15 protein-coding genes are annotated in these 17,097 nt (G+C 55.6%); 12 read left to right on the top strand and 3 right to left on the bottom strand.

Going from position 1 to position 17,097, the window contains the following annotated elements:
• Nucleotides 1-36 precede the first annotated feature (36 nt).
• The 4 genes from CCASEI_RS14735 to CCASEI_RS07160 all read left to right on the top strand — a co-directional run bounded on the left by CCASEI_RS14735 (nucleotide 37) and on the right by CCASEI_RS07160 (nucleotide 6,924).
• Nucleotides 37-2,076 (top strand): WYL domain-containing protein, encoded by a 2,040-nt coding sequence (locus tag CCASEI_RS14735; RefSeq protein WP_006823686.1) that lies wholly within the window; start codon nucleotides 37-39, stop codon nucleotides 2,074-2,076.
• 54 nt (nucleotides 2,077-2,130) lie between these two features.
• Nucleotides 2,131-2,679: a Sec-independent protein translocase subunit TatA gene (gene tatA / locus CCASEI_RS07170; protein ID WP_025387541.1), complete on the top strand. Its 549-nt coding sequence runs from the start codon at nucleotides 2,131-2,133 to the stop codon at nucleotides 2,677-2,679.
• A gap of 105 nt (nucleotides 2,680-2,784) precedes the next feature.
• Entirely contained in the window at nucleotides 2,785-3,999 is a 1,215-nt protein-coding gene (gene tatC / locus CCASEI_RS07165) for a twin-arginine translocase subunit TatC (RefSeq protein WP_006823684.1), read from the top strand.
• A gap of 87 nt (nucleotides 4,000-4,086) precedes the next feature.
• On the top strand, nucleotides 4,087-6,924 hold the full coding sequence (locus CCASEI_RS07160; protein ID WP_006823683.1) for a DEAD/DEAH box helicase: 2,838 nt from the start codon (nucleotides 4,087-4,089) through the stop codon (nucleotides 6,922-6,924).
• Between the two features lie 10 nt (nucleotides 6,925-6,934).
• On the opposite strand, the gene CCASEI_RS07155 is transcribed toward CCASEI_RS07160, so the two are convergent.
• Nucleotides 6,935-7,609 carry a trypsin-like peptidase domain-containing protein gene (locus CCASEI_RS07155; RefSeq protein ID WP_006823682.1) on the bottom strand — a complete coding sequence of 225 codons (675 nt, stop codon included), beginning with the start codon at nucleotides 7,607-7,609 and terminating at the stop codon, nucleotides 6,935-6,937.
• 57 nt (nucleotides 7,610-7,666) lie between these two features.
• Here CCASEI_RS07155 and CCASEI_RS07150 point away from each other — a divergent pair, with 57 nt between their 5' ends.
• Entirely contained in the window at nucleotides 7,667-8,800 is a 1,134-nt protein-coding gene (locus CCASEI_RS07150) for a M24 family metallopeptidase (protein WP_006823681.1), read from the top strand.
• Nucleotides 8,787-9,578, top strand: coding sequence for an SDR family oxidoreductase (locus tag CCASEI_RS07145; RefSeq protein ID WP_006823680.1), 792 nt, complete (start codon nucleotides 8,787-8,789; stop codon nucleotides 9,576-9,578). The genes CCASEI_RS07150 and CCASEI_RS07145 overlap by 14 nt, the downstream gene beginning before the upstream one ends.
• 33 nt (nucleotides 9,579-9,611) lie before the next feature.
• On the opposite strand, the gene CCASEI_RS07140 is transcribed toward CCASEI_RS07145, so the two are convergent.
• Entirely contained in the window at nucleotides 9,612-10,415 is an 804-nt protein-coding gene (locus CCASEI_RS07140) for a hypothetical protein (RefSeq protein ID WP_006823679.1), read from the bottom strand.
• A 92-nt stretch (nucleotides 10,416-10,507) separates the two neighbouring features.
• Between CCASEI_RS07140 and CCASEI_RS07135 the strand changes: the two genes are divergently transcribed.
• From CCASEI_RS07135 to CCASEI_RS07120, 4 genes are all read left to right on the top strand, one after another.
• Nucleotides 10,508-11,185, top strand: a complete 678-nt coding sequence (locus tag CCASEI_RS07135) for an FxsA family protein (RefSeq protein WP_318532813.1) — start codon at nucleotides 10,508-10,510, stop codon at nucleotides 11,183-11,185.
• Nucleotides 11,186-11,236: 51 nt separating this feature from the next.
• Nucleotides 11,237-12,841 (top strand): apolipoprotein N-acyltransferase, encoded by a 1,605-nt coding sequence (gene lnt / locus CCASEI_RS07130; RefSeq protein WP_025387538.1) that lies wholly within the window; start codon nucleotides 11,237-11,239, stop codon nucleotides 12,839-12,841.
• Between the two features lie 61 nt (nucleotides 12,842-12,902).
• Nucleotides 12,903-13,820, top strand: coding sequence for a polyprenol monophosphomannose synthase (locus CCASEI_RS07125; protein WP_006823676.1), 918 nt, complete (start codon nucleotides 12,903-12,905; stop codon nucleotides 13,818-13,820).
• A 35-nt stretch (nucleotides 13,821-13,855) separates the two neighbouring features.
• Complete coding sequence (locus CCASEI_RS07120; protein ID WP_006823675.1) at nucleotides 13,856-15,064, top strand: ABC transporter ATP-binding protein; 1,209 nt, start codon at nucleotides 13,856-13,858, stop codon at nucleotides 15,062-15,064.
• Nucleotides 15,065-15,156: 92 nt separating this feature from the next.
• Here the strand turns inward: CCASEI_RS07120 and CCASEI_RS07115 are convergent, their stop codons facing one another.
• Nucleotides 15,157-15,543 (bottom strand): RNA polymerase-binding protein RbpA, encoded by a 387-nt coding sequence (locus tag CCASEI_RS07115; protein WP_025387537.1) that lies wholly within the window; start codon nucleotides 15,541-15,543, stop codon nucleotides 15,157-15,159.
• A 214-nt stretch (nucleotides 15,544-15,757) separates the two neighbouring features.
• On the opposite strand from CCASEI_RS07115, the gene CCASEI_RS15690 reads away from it, so the two are divergent.
• Together CCASEI_RS15690 and CCASEI_RS07105 are read left to right on the top strand one after the other, a co-directional pair.
• Complete coding sequence (locus CCASEI_RS15690; RefSeq protein ID WP_051461196.1) at nucleotides 15,758-16,096, top strand: hypothetical protein; 339 nt, start codon at nucleotides 15,758-15,760, stop codon at nucleotides 16,094-16,096.
• Nucleotides 16,097-16,103: 7 nt separating this feature from the next.
• Complete coding sequence (locus CCASEI_RS07105) at nucleotides 16,104-16,814, top strand: YceI family protein (protein WP_006823672.1); 711 nt, start codon at nucleotides 16,104-16,106, stop codon at nucleotides 16,812-16,814.
• The last annotated feature ends 283 nt before the right edge of the window (nucleotides 16,815-17,097 follow it).

Genomic DNA, 17,097 nt, shown 5'->3' with positions numbered 1-17,097 from the left:
TGGCATTGACATTAACGAGCCGAAAGGTCACGCAGAATGGGAATTGGGTCAGCTGATAAGCCGATAAAAGGCAATGCCGGACAAGAATATGTCGCACTAGGCCGGCACATCAGCTTGTACCTTGCTTTACTCGGTGCTGCAAACAGCGGTGGAAATGCTTCCCGCACTTCGGAGTGGATCCGCAAAAGCGTGCACGACTACAAGGACAAGTCGGACGAGGCATTTGATAAGGCGCTACGCCGCGATATTCAGGTGTTGCGTCACGCGGGTATTCCAATTTCGCACTCGCGTGATGCCTCAGGCCACACGCACTACCAGCTTTTGCTTGAGCAGTATGCGCTTCCGGATATGGAGTTCACACCGGAAGAAGTCATGGCGTTGAGTGTGGCCGCAGGCTTTGGAAACACCGGTGGTCTTGGAGACTTCTCGCAGTCAGGCTGGACCAAGCTTGCTGCTTCTGGCGCAACGCGTTCCAAGCAGGTGATTCCTGTTCACACAGCAGTCTCCGATATGACGCTGGTGCAGCCCGTCGTCATTCGCGATATCAACACCATTATTCGCAATGGTCTGCGGATGTCTTTTGAGTACAAGCGTCAGCCAGGCGTGCCGGCGGAACGCCGTCTCATGGATCCGTGGGGATTGGTCACGCACCACAACCGCGTATATCTGGTGGGCTTCGATGTGGGCAAGGGTGCGCCCCGAGTATTTCGCATATTGCGCGTGGCATCGGTCAAGGCGCGTGACGAGAAAGCAACGCATCCACCAGTGCAAGAGTCTTTGCAAACACTGGTCAATGACGCTTTGCTGCGCAGCCAGACCGCAGCGACGCTGCGCGTGGATGCAGATAAAGCTTATGAGCTCATTGAAGAGGCCCAGGACAATGGCGATGGAACCTTCTTCTTTGAAAAGGCTTCAATGGATTGGCTGGTGCGCACGGCTTTGTCCTACGCCGACTCCGCTGAAGTTTTAGAGCCCGATGAGATTCGCACGCAAATTGTTGAGCTGGCCGAAAAGGCATTAGATGAAGACCTGGTGGATCTGTCCGGCGAGTTGACTAAGTGGCGTCACGATGAGGTCGCCGAAGAGCCAGCGCAGAATTCCGCACATAATGTCTCCACCATGGGCCCGCGCATTCACCGTTTGGTTCGGATTGCCAACGTGATTCCATATTTCCGCCGCCATCCAAATAAGTCCATGATGGAAGCCGCGACTGATTTGGACATGACGCATGAAGAACTAGCAGCAGCGCTCAATACGCTGTTCGTCTCGGGTGCTACCCAAAATACTGAGGATCTCATCGACTTGTCGTGGGATTTCCGCAAGGTCAACATCATTGATAGCCAAGGAATGGATAAGGCACTGCGCCTAACTCCAACAGAGGCGAGTGCGCTGTTGTTAGCGCTTGAATCGCTGGAGTCAATGCCCGGGCTGATTGATCCTCAGGCAGTCCAGTCCGCTGCGAACAAGATTCGCGGCATCATGGATACCAAGACCGAGGGAATCTATGACTCACTAGCCACCACGCCACCGGAAGAATCGAAGATTCAGGCCGCGCTTGCCACGGCGGTGAACACGAATAAGAAGGTGCGCTTCGATTATTGGTCGCCGGGCACCAATGAGTCTTCCACCCGAACCGTTGACCCGGTTCGAGTTTTCCTCGCCGATTCCGAGCTTTATCTCAGCGCCTGGGCCGAGGATCGAGATGCTCACCGCACCTTCCGGCTGGACCGCATGCGCGGGGTAGAGGTCTTGGAAGAATACGCCACCCCCAAGTCGGCAGTGGTTGAGATTGATCCCACAGATCCATTTGGGTTTAGCTCAAGTCAAAGAGCAACGCTATTTCTGCATGAATCTGCGAGCTGGATGGCGGATTATCACGACATCACTTTGTCTGAAACCGCGCGTAATGGCTGGATTGAGGGTTCTATGCCAATTGGAAGAGATTCCTGGTTCGTTCGCTTCGCACTGAGCAATGCTGACAGAATCCAGGTGATTAGCCCTGAAAATATTAGAAGCTCCATTTTGGACACCGCTAATCAGGCCATTGCTCGTTATACTCGACTGGAAAGTAAGTAAAAGGCTGCGGGTGCCTGAAAATGTAGGTACGCGCCCAATCTTTGGAGTTAGTTCATGCCTGGTCTAGGTGCCGTAGAAATCATCCTCATCATCGTGGTGATCGTATTGCTGTTCGGAGCCCGAAAGCTGCCGGATCTGGCACGCTCTGTTGGTCGCTCCATGCGTATCTTCAAGTCCGAGGTCACTGAGATGACCAATGAGTCCAAGGCTCGTGAGGACTCCAAGCCTCAGGCTGAGTTAACTCAGGGCGATGACAACGATCAGTTCTGGCAGGATCCCAACATGCAGCCGCGCCAGAATCCACAGCAGAACGCTCCTCAGAATGGCAACCCGCAACAGGGTTACCCTCAGCAGCAGCAAAACTGGGGCCAGAACCAGGGTGGCTACCCTCAGCAGAGCAATCCGCAGGCTAACCCACAGCAGCAGAACTGGGTAGATCCTCAGCAGGGCATGCAGCAGCCGCCACAGCAAAACTGGCCACAGCAGCCAGGCCAGCAGAACTACCCAGGTCAGCAGCCAGATCAGGGCAACTACAACGCCGGTAACTACGAGCCTGGTAACAACCAGCAGGGCAATAACTACCCTCAGCAGCCGCAGCAATAAGTACCGGCTTTAAATCATCCACCATTGTGGGAACTGAATCTAGACAAGATTATTCAGATGGTTCCCGCCCAGGTGGTTCAAGTTTGGGTAGGGGATAAATAGATCATGGCCAACGGCATGCCACCACAGAGTTCGGGCAGCGTCGCATACAACGCTGGGCCCAACTCACCAGCGAAGGCCAAAAAGCGCGGAGCACTTAACCGCCTGAAGCAGTCGCAAGCTAAGCGCCAGGCAAAGAAGGCTAACACCACGGGTGAAATGACCCTGGTTGAGCACCTGCAAGAGCTTCGACAGCGCATTATTGTTTCCTTGGCGGCACTCGTCGTCGGAACAATTCTTGGCTTCATTTGGTATCAGTCTTCACCGTTCGGCTTAGCGCCGTTGGGTGAGATTCTCCGTGGTCCATATTGTGCTTTGCCAGAAGAGCAGCGCGCTGTATTCACGCAAGATGGTGAGTGCCGCTTGCTGGCAACGCAGCCATTTGAGATGTTCATTCTGCGGTTGAAGGTTGGTGCACTTGCCGGCGTCGTTCTGTCATCGCCAATCTGGCTGTACCAAATCTGGGGCTACATCACTCCTGGTCTGCACAAGAATGAAAAGCGCGGCACCGTCGTATTCGTAACGCTCGCGGTGACCTTGTTTGTAGCGGGCGCACTGCTTGCTTACTACATCGTTGCCTTCGGTCTTGAGTTCCTCATCAGCATGGGTGATGAGTTCCAGATCACCGCGCTGACCGGTAATGAATACTACAACTTCCTGCTGGCATTGCTCGTTATCTTTGGCGTCAGCTTTGAGGTCCCGCTCATTCTGGTGATGCTCAATATCGTCGGAATCCTCGAATACCGCCATGTTAAAGACAAGCGTCGCATCATCATCGTCGGCATTATGATTTTCGCAGCCTTCATGACTCCTGGCGGTGACCCAATCTCCATGGTGATTCTGGCTAGCGCCATCGCTGTTCTGGTGGAGCTAGCGTTCCAGTTCTGCCGTTACAACGACAAACGCCGTGGCCGAGAGCGTCCAGAATGGTTGGAGCTCGATGATGAAGAGTCATCCGGCCCTATTGGTCCTGCTTCAGCTATTGGTGCGGAAGGCGGGGTTGCACCGGCCGGTCCAATCGAGCCGGCTGCTCCGATCAACAATGGATTCTCCTACCAGCAGCAGCCACCAGCCCAGCACAACTTTGGTGCTCAACCGCCACAGAATCCGCAAGGCTATGGCCCAAACCATAGCCAGGGAAATGGCGTCACCACCCATCCTGGTCAGGGTCAACAAAACCGACCTTCCAATGGTGCGAATCCATTTGATGATGTCCTTTAATAGTTGATTTAAGCTCCATGTTCTCCTTCGTGGACATGGAGCTTTCTCGTTCGCACTACCTGCTGGTAGCGGGTAGTGTTGGCAACTATGAATCACCCGCATCTTGAGGAATTCCGAGCATCATTGTCACATCCCCTGGATGACTTCCAGGTTGCGGGCTGCGAGGCTGTAGAAGAAGGCCACGGCGTCCTTGTCTGCGCACCAACCGGTGCAGGTAAGACCATCGTCGGCGAGTTTGCTGTGTCCCTCGCGCTCTCACAAGGCACAAAGTGCTTTTACACCACACCGATTAAGGCACTAAGCAACCAGAAGTACCATGACCTTGTTGCCGAGCACGGTGAGCGGGCAGTTGGGCTTTTGACCGGTGACGTTTCCATCAACGGCAACGCAGAAATCGTCGTGATGACCACTGAAGTCCTGCGCAACATGATTTACGCAGACTCGACTGCGCTGCATCGACTAACCCACGTGGTGATGGATGAGATCCACTTCCTTGCAGATGCTTCTCGTGGTGCTGTGTGGGAAGAGGTCATCCTCAACCTGGATGAATCGGTTTCGATTATTGGCTTGTCAGCAACCGTGTCCAACTCGGAGGAATTCGGTGACTGGTTGTCCACGGTTCGTGGAGATACCAGGATCATTGTTTCAGAACACCGCCCGGTCCCATTGGATCAGTGGATGCTGCTTGGCCGCAAGATTTTCCCGATGTTTGAACCGGGCTCCGGTGGCCAGGTCAATTCTGAATTGGCGCGACGTATCGCGCGTTTGGAATCGGGTTCCAGTGAAGAAGGTCGCGATGACTACAAGGCGGGCAAAGGCTTTCGTGCTCGTGCTCGTCAGCAGGGAAGAGACGGTCGCGACGGCCGTGATGACAAAGATGGTCGAGGACACGGCCATGGCGGTCGCTCAGGCGCGCCACGCCCGCAGGATCGGTACCGCCCACTAGGTCGTCCGGAGGTTTTGCAGATTCTGCAGGGACAAAACATGCTCCCGGCAATTACCTTTATCTTCTCCCGTGCCGGTTGTGAAGGCGCGCTGTACCAATGCCTGCGTTCGCGTATGTCGTTGACCACGCCTGAAGAAGCCGAGGAAATCAAGGCAATCGTTGATGCCGGCGTAGAAGGAATCCCGGAAGAAGACTTGCAGGTTCTTAACTTTCGGCAATGGCGCCAAGCGCTGTCACGCGGATTCGCAGCACACCACGCGGGCATGCTGCCGGCGTTTCGCCACATTGTGGAAGACCTCTTTGTCAAGGGCTTAGTTCGTGCAGTATTCGCCACTGAGACTTTGGCGCTAGGAATCAACATGCCGGCGCGCACCATCGTGCTGGAAAAACTCATCAAGTTCAACGGCGAAGCTCATGTAGACCTCACGCCGGGACAGTACACACAGCTCACCGGCCGCGCAGGCCGTCGTGGCATCGACACCATTGGTAATGCAGTGGTCATGTGGGCGCCAGCGATGGACCCACGTCAAGTTGCAGGCCTTGCTTCAACGCGTACCTATCCTTTGATTTCAACCTTCGAGCCGGGCTACAACATGGCCATCAACTTGCTCGGCATGCTGGGCTACCAAGAATCGTTGCGTTTGCTGGAGAAGTCTTTCGCGCAGTTCCAGGCCGATGGCTCCGTCGTGGAAGAGACGCGCGAGATCGAGCGTGCAGAACACCGCGTGAGGGATTTGCGTGCGCAATTGAATCAGCTCATTGAGATGCTTGCACCGCCGGCACCGGACGATGATGACGCTGCGGATATGCTGCTCGACTACATCGATCTGCGCCGCGAACTGACTGAAGAAGAGCGTAAGTCCGTCGAGTCAAAGACACATGAGCGCTCCAAGGAAGTAGTCAAGATTTTGGGCAAGCTGCAAATCGGTGATGTTATTGCACTGGCGGGGAAGAAGCACCCAACCCTGGCGGTTGTGGCTACCCCGGCTAATCAAACCACCGATCCTCGTCCGTGGATTACTACGGAGACCGGTTGGTCCGGGCGTATTGATGCCAGTGGCATTGAGAACCCACCGATTGTCATTGGGCACATGAAGCTCCCGCGTTCGGTGCAAAAGAGTCCGCGCCGCAATGCCAAGTTCGTGCAGGACCAATTCCGCCGTCAGCACTTTGACCGCCCAAAGCGCATGAAGATGAAGCCCCGTTCACGCCCCAACCCGCAGGTTGGGGTCCTGCGTGACGCTATCCGCCTGCATCCTGTCCACGAATGGCCGGCGACAGACCGTGAGCAACTTGCTGGTCTGGCTCAGAAGCTGGCACGCCGCGAGCGGGATTTGAAGCGTCTGACCAACACGGTTGAGCGCGCAACTGATACTTTGGGCAAGACTTTTGAGCGCATTGTCGACTTGTTGGCGCAGATGGACTACGTCGAGTTTGAGGGCTTGGGCGAAGATCGCACTCCGGTCATTACTGATGAAGGCCAGCGCTTGGCCTTGATTCACAATGAGTGCGACCTTCTGGTGGCCCAGTGCCTCAAACGCGGTGTGTGGGATGACCTGGATCCGGCTGAACTGGCAGGCGTTGTTTCCATGTGTTCGTTTGAGAACCGCAAGGAGACCTCAGGCTCACCAGAAGCGGCGACAGATCGCATGGCTGAGGCTATGAACGCCACCCTGCGCATCTACACTGAGCTGACCGCAGATGAGCAGCTGCACAAATTGCCGCTCACACGCCAGCCAGAGCCAGGATTCTCACTGGCCCTTCATCAGTGGGCAGCGGGCGCACCGCTGGGCTACTGCATGTCCGCAGCCGCTGAATCCGGTGCGGATCTAACACCTGGTGACTTTGTTCGCCATTGCCGTCAGGCAGTTGACTTGCTGCAGCAGGTGGCAAAGACCGCTTATACCGATGAGCTCAAAGCCAATGCCCGGCGCGCGGTGGATGCCATCCAGCGCGGTGTGGTTGCTATCGGAGCTTAAGTTTCTTAGTTCATTCCTGCATTGCTATCAGTCCCTGTGCCGCGCGGTACAGGGACTTTTTGTGCGTGGAGGTTTGCGCAACGGTCGCCAGTCCTAGGTTGATGCCGAGTGGGTCAAGCACTAGGGATTGCACGGCATTGATAGTCGGTTGTGTGTCGCCGTCGCGCATGGAGAGAACGGCGCCGCCGGAGTCGCCTTTGATTGCTTTGGGAGTATTTATTTGAATGGCGGCGGGACGCACGCGGGTTTCAAATCCTCGGGAGTAGGAGATTGGTAAGGGCAGCAGCACAGTGCCATGCTTTTCGATGGCATATTTGCTGTTACCGCCATATCCGAGTGTGGCTGTCTTCATCCCTGGGGATAAGGACTGTGTGCCCACGCCGAGCAGCTCACGGGCCGGGGCTGGGCGTTGTAGCAGTGCGATGGCAATATCTGTGCCGTCGATGGTGCGAACAGCCTGCAGCTTGCGGTTAAGCCCTCTTCCTCGGACGTAGAAGGCACCAATGGGTGCGGTGCGAAAGAAGTGGGCGCAGGTGAGTACCAGCGAGGTGGATATTTTCTCTTCGGTTGCCTCTAAGTCGGGCGCAATCAGCATTCCTGAGCAGTACCTGCGGCCGTTGGAGATTCTTATAGTTTGCCCGTGCAGGTCAATGCTTGGGGAGTCTAGCCATGTTTCTAAAACCACACCGCCCACCTTAGACAACCAGGGCGGAGGAGAGGCGTGAATATTAACGGTGTTATCATGGCAGACATGAGTTCATTAACTGTCTTTTCCCCTGAAGTTTACGACCAGCGCCTGCGCCGCGCGCAGGAAATCACCAGGTCCGCTGGCATAGATGCCGTGGTGGTTGCTACCGGTGAGGACTTCTTTTATCTCACCGGCTCAACGCTGTCTTCCCATGAGCGTTTGACCGCGCTCATCATTCCAGCAGAAGGCAAGCCGCAGCTGTTCGCACCAGGTACCGATATTTTGGATCTGAATCTCTCGCCAGTGCCGAACTTGGATGTTGAGGTCCACGGCTGGAATGATGGCGATGATATCTACGGCCAGGTTGCCAAAGCCATCGGCCAGGATGCTGCAACGGTTGCGGCGACTGCTGCGCTGACTGCAGACCACTTGTTCCAGCTGCAGGGTTTGGTTGATGCCCAGTGGGTTTTGGCGAATACCGCCTTGGCCGAGCTGTTTTCTTCCAAGGATGAAGCGGAAATCGAAGAGCTGCGCAAGGCAGCGCAGGCTATTGACCGCGTCCACGCGAAGGTTCCTGACTTGTTGCAGCCGGGCCGTACTGAGCGTGAGGTCGCAGAAGACCTCACTGCAATGATCTTGGACGAGCACGTAAGCGTCGACTTCGTCATTGTCGGTTCCATGGAAAATGGTGCTAATCCGCACCACAGCTTCTCTGATCGCGTCATCAATGCAGGCGACCCAGTGGTCGTGGATATCGGAGGCACCCTGGAAACCGGATACCACTCCGACTGCACCCGCACTTATGTTGCAGGTGGCGATATTTCCCAGGCGCCGGAAGACTTCCTCAAGGCTTATGAGGTGCTACAAGCCGCGCAGAAGGCGTCGCTGGAGTTCTCGAAGCCAGGTCGCACGGCACAAGAGATTGACGCGTCCTCACGTACCCCAATCACAGAGGCTGGGTACGGGGCATACTTCACCCACCGCCTAGGCCACGGCATTGGCTTGAGTGGGCACGAAGAGCCATTCATCATCGCTGGTAGTGACCTAGTAATCCGCGAGAGTATGGCCTTTTCCATCGAGCCAGGCATCTACATGCCAGGCAAGTGGGGCATGCGCATCGAGGACATCGTCACCACCACAGCAGACGGCATTGAATCCCTGAACCAGGGTCCACGTGGTCTCCGCTAAACCCGAAGCTCAACCAGGCGCCGTCCTGTTTCTGGGTGGCCGCAGCGACATTGGCGGCGAGCTAGCACGCCGGCTATGTCCAGGCCGCCCAGTTGTTCTCGCAGCGCGCGGGAATCATGGACTTGAGGGGCTCACCGCAGAGCTAAAGGATCTCGGGTGCCCACAGGTGGAGTTTCTCGACTTCGACGCCACGGATATCGCCTCACACCGGGAGAAGATTGAATCGGTGCAGCACAAGGTAGGTCCGATTTCCTGCGCCGTGGTGGCTTTCGGCATCTTGGGTGAGCAGGAGAGAGCCGAGCGCGATGAAAGCCATGCGGTAGACATCGCAACGGTGGACTACCTCGCCCAGGTATCGATGCTCACAGTGCTTGCCGATGTCATGTCCTCCGGCCACATCATCGCCTTTTCCTCGATTGCTGGCTGGCGTGCCCGGCGCGCAAACTATGTCTACGGCTCCACAAAGGCGGGCCTGGATGCTTTCTGTCAGGGACTCGCCGACAAGCTGACCTTGGATAAATCTAAGAATTTGGCGCTCATCACCGCTCGTCCTGGCTTTGTCATCGGTTCAATGACCACCGGCATGGAGCCTGCACCAATGTCAGTCACCCCTGAGATTGTTGCGGACTCCATCGCCTCAGAGATTCACAAGCAGAACAAGTCCGGATCCGGCAAGAAGTACCGCAGCATCACGCTGTGGATTCCACGCCAGCTTGCTGTTCTGGCTTTCATCATGCGCCTTGTGCCACGACCAATCTGGCGGCGCATGCCGCGGTAGGTGTTTGCAACCACCTACCGCGATGCAACCTAGTTAGAGGAACGGCGAATTCACATCGAAGATGAGCCCGCGTGGTGCAAGTACTCGGACCACCGCGTCGGCATCGCCTTCGGAAAGATCGTGCAGGACAAGCCCCTTCCACGGGGTAATTGTCACTGGCACTTCCATCTTTCCTAGTATCTCGGCGATCTCGGCACTCATCACGCCGTCAAAAAGGCCAACGCCCAGTTCCACGCGGCCGCTTGGCATATGATCAGCCAACCAACCGATGGGAAGCTGGGAGTTCTTCAACGGAGCATCGATAAGCTCTGCATCGGCAAGCTGTGCCTCTGCGGACTTGTTGGCGTCCAAATATTGCAGGATCTCTGCCACCGCACTAGGTGCCTCACCAATGTCCGTGCGAAACTCATGTTCTAAAACCCTCACGCGAACTTCTGTGGTGTTTTCAATCAACGTCACGCACACGTGCGGATGATGGCTGGCAATGAGCCCATCCCCGGAATCAACTCCGACCACGATGTTGTCCTTGGTCGACTCTGGCGCTGCCTCACCAATCAAGCGGGCAAGCTCACGCGCACGCGAGTTCAAGGGGGACGCCACCACGCGGCACGGCGACGTGTGCAGAGTAGTGGTGGCCAAACGCTCAATGACAGCGTCTCCATCGGCAATGTTGCGCAGCTCCAGCGAGCTGTGCGAGGTGAGATAGATGTTGGAATCTGCAAGCTGACGCGAGGCATCCGCGATTTCTAGCCAATCCTGCGACCTAGTGATTCCGCCCGCGGGGAACAAGCTCAATACGGTGGAATCTGACTGCGCGGAAAGAATTGGTCGTGGCATGCGCCAGATTCTACTACCTTGTGACAAATACACAGCATGTACACATGTCGTATCACGCCCAAGCTTGTAGGATGGTCAACATTATGCCGTTCATGCTTGTCCTATTCGTATACCTCGTCCTCGAAGGCTTGGCCTTTGTAGGCCTCGCGCAGCTCATTGGTCTGGGATGGACCCTGCTGTTGCTGCTTGCCACCATGCTCTTTGGCATGACCATTGCAAGCCTGGAAGTCCGCCGCATCATGAGCGGCAAGACCAAACGCACCGAAGATGGTTCCGTCATCATGGAAGACGCAACCCCCGGCCGTACCGCGGGCAATGTTGGCCTCACCCTTGCTGGTGGCGTGTTCTTGTCCCTGCCAGGCTTTATCACCACCTTTATCGGCATCTTCCTGATCCTGCCGCCAACCCGTGCATTGCTGCGCAACATGCTTTCGGTCAAACTTTTCAAGTCAGTTGAGAACATGGGCGTGCGCTTTTATGATGCCTCCCCAATGTCCGGGCAGCACGAAAGCTACGGAAACTTCGGCGGCTTTGGTGGATTCGGCAATCCAGCGGCTGGCTTTGGTCAAGGTGCTGCGCAGCATCCAAGCGCTGGAGGACAGGGTAGCGCTGCTCATGGCCCTACTGCCGGTAATAAGCCAGAAAACCATGAAGTCATTGATGAAGAAGAAATCCGCAGCTGGACTGAATCCCTGAACCCAGAGGACTTTGGCAAGTCTGGTGGTTCAGACGGCTCAGCAAAGGATGACTCCTCGGGCAAAGACAACTAAGCATGTGGTTTCGGTGCCGTCACCACGCCAAAGAAGTGATAGTAATTAGTAGTGTTACTTTTGCTTCGCCTCCTGCTAGCCGGCCTCGGCGGCGCTGGAGTCTATTACTCCTTTGAGCCCCACGGCTACTGGCCTCTTGGCATCGTTGGCATCACCGTAATTTTTGTTTCGCTGATGCCGTGGCGCGGCAACTTTGTGAGCGCCAAGTCCGGTGCGCTCATAGGGTTTGTTCACTCCATGGTGGCCTACTTGCTGCTGCTGCCGTGGATCGGGGAATTGGTTGGCGCCTTCCCATACGGCGCACTGGCATTCTGGCTTAGCCTTTATGCCCTGCTTCTTGGCGTGTTTGGCGTGTTCATCGCCCGCATGCGCCTGGGCTATATCATCTTCCCGCTCTTCTACCTGGCCATTGAGCTTTTGCGATCCTCGGCCCCCTTCGGCGGCTTTTCGTGGGTCCGCCTGGGATGGGGCCAAGTTGATGGCCCGCTGGCGTTTCTCGCGTCCTGGGGAGGACCTGCGCTTGTGACCGCCGCCGCCGCCACGGTGGGCACCAGCATCGCCGCTTTACTCTTTGGCCCGCCACGTCAACTGGTAGCGCCGGAAACGGTGGACGAGAACCCACTGGTGCGCCTCGGCATGCGTACGGAGGCCGAGTCTGGCGCCTATGGTGTTCGCGCCCTTGCACTTTTTACCGGTTTGATTCCATTTGGTCTGGCGTTTTTGGCCCAGCAAGGTGTTAATCAGCCACACCACACCACAGATACCATCAACATTGCCGCGATCCAGGGCAACGTTCCACGCTTGGGTCTAGAGTTCAACGCACAACGTCGCGCCGTGTTGGAAAACCACGTTGACGTGACCAAGCAGTTGGCAGAATCCGGCGAGGACGTTGACATCGTGATTTGGCCGGAGAATTCCTCCGACGTCAACCCTTTCCGTGACCGACAGGCAGGCGCGCTGATCCAAGAAGCCGTGGATGACATCCAAGTGCCAATCATGGTGGGCACGTTGACGGTTGACGAAGTCGGCGAACGCAACACCATGCAGGTCTTTAACGCCGATGGCGAACCGGGGGATTACCACTACAAGAAATACTTGCAGCCCTTCGGCGAAACCATGCCCATGCGAGATATCTTTAAACATGTCTCCGACTATGTGGAGCTCGCCGGCGACTTTAAACCCGGTGACGGCCCAGGTGTAGTCAACATGGCTGACGTAGTGCTCGGTGTAGCAACCTGTTATGAGGTCAGCTTCGACAATGCGTTTAGAACTTCCATTGAAAATGGTGCACAAATCCTGACCAGCCCAACTAATAACGCAACCTTTGGCTTCTCGGACATGACCTATCAGCAGCTGGCAATGAGCCGCATGCGCGCCATTGAGACAGACCGCGCCATGGTAGTTCCTGCAACATCAGGTGTTTCCGCTATTGTTCATCCCGATGGCACGGTGTCTCAGAACACTGAGATTTTCCAGCCTGACTATCTAGTTGAAGAACTTCCACTGCGCGATTCAGTAACATTTGCAGTGCGCTTTGGATGGTGGATTCAACTCATCCTCATCGCCTTAGGCGTGGTGGGTGCAGGGTATGCTTGGATGATAAAACGTCAGCCTCGCAACGTTAAAACTGCCAAGCCTGCTCAAGCAGAGGCATAGAATCAGTTATGTTTTCTTTGGCCCCAATCATATTTTTGCCGATTAAGGAGTACCAACGCCCGTGACTTCTCCACAGACCGCACTGTCTGACAGCACTTTGGTGATCATCCCAACGTTCAATGAGATTGAGAACTTGCCGCTGATCACCAAGCGTGTGCGTGAAGCAACCCCAGAGGTTCACATTCTGATCGTGGATGACTCTTCTCCTGACGGCACCGGCGAGCTCGCTGATGAGCTCTCTGAGAAGGATGACCACCTGCACGTCATCCACCGCAAGAGCAAGGATGGCCTGCTGGGCGCCTACATCGCGGGCTTCAAGTGGGGCCTAGAGCGCGACTACCAGGTTCTGTGCGAGATGGACGCTGATGGCTCCCACGCACCAGAGCAGCTGCATCTACTCCTAGAGGAGATTGATAAGGGAGCTGACCTGGTTATCGGCTCCCGCTATGTTGAGGGCGGCGAGACCGTCAACTGGCCTGCTTCCCGTGAGTACCTCTCACGTCTGGGCAACATCTACATCTCTATGGCACTGGGCGCTGGTCTGTCCGATATGACCGCTGGTTACCGCGCATTCCGCCGTGACCTGCTGGAGTTCATTGACTTCGATGAGCTTTCTGATGCCGGCTATATCTTCCAGGTTGACCTTGCATTCCGCGCGGTCAAGGACGGTTTTGATGTCCGTGAAGTCCCAATTACCTTCACTGAGCGCGAATACGGCGAGTCCAAGCTGGATGGCTCCTTTGTTAAAGACTCCCTGTTTGAGGTCACCAAGTGGGGCCTTGAACACCGTACTGAGCAGGCCAAGGACGCAGTCGAGGACGTCACCCCAGTGGTGAAGAAGCTGGTGGAAGATACTGGCGTGACCAAGGTTCCATCCCGTTTGGGCGAAGCAACCTCCTACGTCGGCGATCTGGCTGGGGAAGTCTGGAAGCTAGCAAAACATACGGTAAACGACATGCGCTCGGGCTCAAAGCGCTAGGCTTTTAGCAACAACTATTTTGCGTAAGGAAAACCATGGCTCACGTAGTTTTTGATAACGCCACTTGTACCTACCCGGGCGCCGAGGAGCCTTCCGTGGACAAGTTCAATTTGGAAATTGCTGATGGCGAATTCCTGGTCCTCGTTGGCCCGTCGGGCTGCGGCAAGTCCACAACCTTGCGCATGCTCGCGGGGCTCGAGATGGTAACCGATGGCTCAATCTCCATCGGGGACAAGGACGTCACCAACACTGAGCCACGCGACCGCGATATCGCCATGGTTTTCCAGAACTACGCCCTGTATCCACACATGTCTGTGCGTGACAACATGGGCTTTGCGTTGAAGATGGCCGGTAAGTCCAAGGCAGAGATCAATGAGCGCGTCGAAGAAGCCGCGGAGACTCTCGGCCTCACTGAGTTTCTTGACCGCAAGCCAAAGGCACTGTCTGGTGGTCAGCGTCAGCGAGTGGCCATGGGACGCGCGATTGTGCGCAGCCCCCAGGTGTTCTTGATGGATGAGCCATTGTCCAACTTGGATGCCAAGCTGCGTGTGCAAACCCGTACTCAGATCGCAGCACTGCAGCGCAAGCTCGGGGTAACCACCGTGTATGTTACCCACGACCAGACTGAGGCCTTGACCATGGGGGATCGCATCGCAGTGCTTAAGGAAGGCAAGCTGCAACAGGTTGGTACCCCGCGTGAGCTCTACGATTCACCACGCAATACCTTCGTGGCTTCCTTCATTGGTTCACCAGCAATGAACCTTTCGACATTTAGCGTCGACGCTCAGGGCTATGCCACCAATGGCTCGGCGCGAGTTGAGCTTCCTGAACAGGCACGTTCCGCAATTTCATCCTCTGGCGAATCCACCGTTGTGGTTGGATTCCGTCCTGAAGGACTGGAGTACGTTCCAAGCGCCGATCAGCTCCCAGCAGATAGCCATGGTGTTGTGTCCTTCGTTGTTGACTTCACCGAGGAACTCGGAAGCGACACCTACCTCTACGGCCACCTTGATGGCACCGAGGCTAGCTCCGCACCTAGCGTGTCAGCTATTTCGACCAATGCAGGTACAGCAGGCGCGGCAGGCGCCGCACCGGCTGCTCCGGTAGCAACACAGAACGCCGCAGACATTGTCATGCGCGTAGCTGCGAGCGCCAATATCCAGGCAGGGGAGACCGTTCACGCAGCAGTAGTTCCAGGCGGACTGCACGTGTTCTCCGCCGGCGATGGTGAACGCCTCAATTAAGTTCACACAAAAGTAAGGTGCGGGCCTCCAAGAAAATCTTTGGAGGCCCGCACCTTTGCATTGAGAGTTTAAGCTCAGGCGTAAAGCAAGAACTACTTGCCGTTCTTTGCCTGTTCTTCCTGCTGTTCCTTCAGCATGCGAGCTGCGGAGCGACGACGCTTGCGCAACGCATCAATGCGCTGTTCCAGCAAGGAATCAAGTTCTTCGATGGAGCGACGCTCACGCAGCATGTCCCAGTGGGTACGTGGTGGCTTGATTGGCTTGGACTCTACGCCTTCGCCCTCAACCAGGGTGCCCCATGAACCGTTCTTGCACAGCCATTCCACTGGAATTTCTGCATCGTGTGCGAAAGGAACCTCGTAGATCTCACCCGCTGCCGTGCGGTACTTGACCATCTGGCGTGGAGCGAGATCGTGGTCGCGGTCGGTTTCGTAGCTAACAGTGCCCATGCGGCTGCCACGGAGTACGCGATCTGCCATTGCGACATCATCCTTTACATCTAGGGATAGGAGAGCGCGGGTGAAAACACCCACAGCACCTTCTCATTAAACAGAGCTATAAGTATAACGGACAAGCACTGAAAATTGTTCCCGGCATCCCCAAGACTTATTATTCAACTGTGAGGAGTCACCCACGAAGCCGCCGGCATGGACTCACTAGTTTGGCAAACGTTGTACTAAGGTAGAGCAAGTGATGCGTACTTCTGATAGTGAAGGTGACAAAGCAGCCTGTCAGTGGTGTGGGAAATCTGTTGTAAACCAGGGTAGAGGCAGGCCAAAGAAGTATTGCAGCTCCGCGTGCAAGCAACGTGCATACGAGAAACGAGCTGCTCTACGGGATTTTTCGGACAACGAGAAAGCCTTGACCTTATCGCCTGAGCGCGCGGTGAAACTGCATGACGGGCTCTTTGAGCTTCGTTGTTCTGCCGAGGATATTGCCACAGCAATTGAAGAAGGCGCACCAGCATCAGAGGTACGGCACCTGTGTGACGAATTGGTTGGCATTGCCCGCCGAGTGGAAGAGTTGAGATAGAAACCTAATGTTGAAGAAGATTTTCTACAATCGCAAAATTATGGTCCCAATTTTTATTGTGATCATCGTGGGCTTGACGCTGGTTGCGCTTGTCCCAATGTTCTACACACTCTTCATGGGCTCCGGTGTGAAGACTGAACCAATCAATGCCGAACGAACCGAGCCAGCATCCACCGAACTGGATGGCAATTGGGAAGTTATCCAAGGTAACGCTCACAATTACAGCTCCGTAGGCTTTACCTTTGGCGAGGTTCTGCCAGCTGAGGTCACTGTCACTTCAGGCTCCACCAAGCATGTGAGCGGCCAGGCTGAGATTACCGACGGCACCGTTGAATCCGCAGCAATCACCGTGGATATGGCCGAGCTTTCTACCGATAAGCAAGTCCGTGACCAGAATATGAAGGACAAGCTGTTTGAGACTGATCAGTTCCCGGAGGCAACCTTTGAGCTGACCGAGCCAGTTGACTTGAGCACGTTGCCTGAGGACGGCACTCTTGGCGAGGTTGAGCTCACTGGCGACCTGGCCATCAAGGACACCACCAAGAATGTCACCGCGCCATTCCAGGCCGTGCGTGACGGCGACACCATCTTGCTGGGTGGCGATATTCAAATTAATCGTCTTGATTTCAACGTCATCACACCGGACATGATTGCGGCCAAGATCGAAGAAGAAGGTGCCGTCAACGTTCGCGTAGCACTGGGCAAGATCGAAGAATAGCTACCGCGAAAGCTGCAACCAGATAATTACCCCTAATAACGTCACGGTGACGTTATTAGGGGTTTATTCAGCCTTGCGGCTGCTTAAGGGCAATGGGGCCCTGAAGCGACTTCAGCAGCTAAAGACGGACAAATGCACCGAAACTCATCGACGGCCCGACGCGAACCCGGGTTGAACAGCCGAGCAGCAACGCACAAACAAAGCGAGGACGCGTACCTAAGCAAGAAAAGGCGCACATGCTCGACACGATTATTAGAGCAAACACAATAATAAACACAACGCA

This window comes from Corynebacterium casei LMG S-19264 (assembly GCF_000550785.1).
GTDB lineage: Bacteria > Actinomycetota > Actinomycetes > Mycobacteriales > Mycobacteriaceae > Corynebacterium > Corynebacterium casei.
Note: the sequence above shows the minus strand (reverse complement) of the source record. Positions and strands in the feature narration are given on the sequence as shown.

Coding starts and splice junctions, on each gene's coding strand:
- tatC (WP_006823684.1), top strand. CDS start 2,785: ATGGCCAACGGCATGCCACCACAGAGTTCGGGCAGCGTCGCATACAAC.
- CCASEI_RS07115 (WP_025387537.1), bottom strand. CDS start 15,543: ATGGCAGATCGCGTACTCCGTGGCAGCCGCATGGGCACTGTTAGCTAC.
- CCASEI_RS07150 (WP_006823681.1), top strand. CDS start 7,667: ATGGCAGACATGAGTTCATTAACTGTCTTTTCCCCTGAAGTTTACGAC.
- CCASEI_RS07160 (WP_006823683.1), top strand. CDS start 4,087: ATGAATCACCCGCATCTTGAGGAATTCCGAGCATCATTGTCACATCCC.
- tatA (WP_025387541.1), top strand. CDS start 2,131: ATGCCTGGTCTAGGTGCCGTAGAAATCATCCTCATCATCGTGGTGATC.
- CCASEI_RS14735 (WP_006823686.1), top strand. CDS start 37: ATGGGAATTGGGTCAGCTGATAAGCCGATAAAAGGCAATGCCGGACAA.
- CCASEI_RS07105 (WP_006823672.1), top strand. CDS start 16,104: ATGTTGAAGAAGATTTTCTACAATCGCAAAATTATGGTCCCAATTTTT.
- CCASEI_RS07120 (WP_006823675.1), top strand. CDS start 13,856: ATGGCTCACGTAGTTTTTGATAACGCCACTTGTACCTACCCGGGCGCC.
- CCASEI_RS15690 (WP_051461196.1), top strand. CDS start 15,758: ATGCGTACTTCTGATAGTGAAGGTGACAAAGCAGCCTGTCAGTGGTGT.
- CCASEI_RS07140 (WP_006823679.1), bottom strand. CDS start 10,415: ATGCCACGACCAATTCTTTCCGCGCAGTCAGATTCCACCGTATTGAGC.
- CCASEI_RS07135 (WP_318532813.1), top strand. CDS start 10,508: ATGCTTGTCCTATTCGTATACCTCGTCCTCGAAGGCTTGGCCTTTGTA.